Origin of the sequence: Paenibacillus xylanexedens, from assembly GCF_007676705.1 — a bacterium.
In the GTDB taxonomy this organism is placed as follows: Bacteria; Bacillota; Bacilli; order Paenibacillales; family Paenibacillaceae; genus Paenibacillus; species Paenibacillus xylanexedens_C.
The window spans coordinates 1-298 of sequence record NZ_VEBF01000187.1; the positions used below are offsets into that span (position 1 = coordinate 1).

At 42.3% G+C, this 298-nt stretch carries 1 protein-coding gene; it reads left to right on the top strand.

The window, feature by feature from the left end; genetic code table 11:
- The first annotated feature begins 147 nt into the window (after positions 1–147).
- Positions 148–273 carry a hypothetical protein gene (locus tag FS628_RS32890; RefSeq protein ID WP_260871246.1) on the top strand — a complete coding sequence of 42 codons (126 nt, stop codon included), beginning with the start codon at positions 148–150 and terminating at the stop codon, positions 271–273.
- Positions 274–298 lie beyond the last annotated feature (25 nt).

Consider the following 298-nt stretch of genomic DNA (forward strand, 5'->3'; position numbering starts at 1 on the left):
TATATAAAAAACGTTGCGTGTCTGAGTAGACGGGAAAGGTTCTGATTAGGCGTTGTATATGATGATAGGTGAGTTGAAGGTATGGGGATTAAGGAGTGTGTAGAAAGAAAATTGCATCGAATGGTGGGTGAGCAGAGGGGGGAGCAGTTGGGAAAAATAAATAACGGTTTGCATGGGGAAGAGGGAATATATGGGGATAAGGATGAGGAAAATGTGGGGAATATATTTGAGACAGCAGTTGATGTTCGTGTACCAAATGGTCAATTGGTTTGACAGGGTTTGGTAAAGTGGGAGAGAA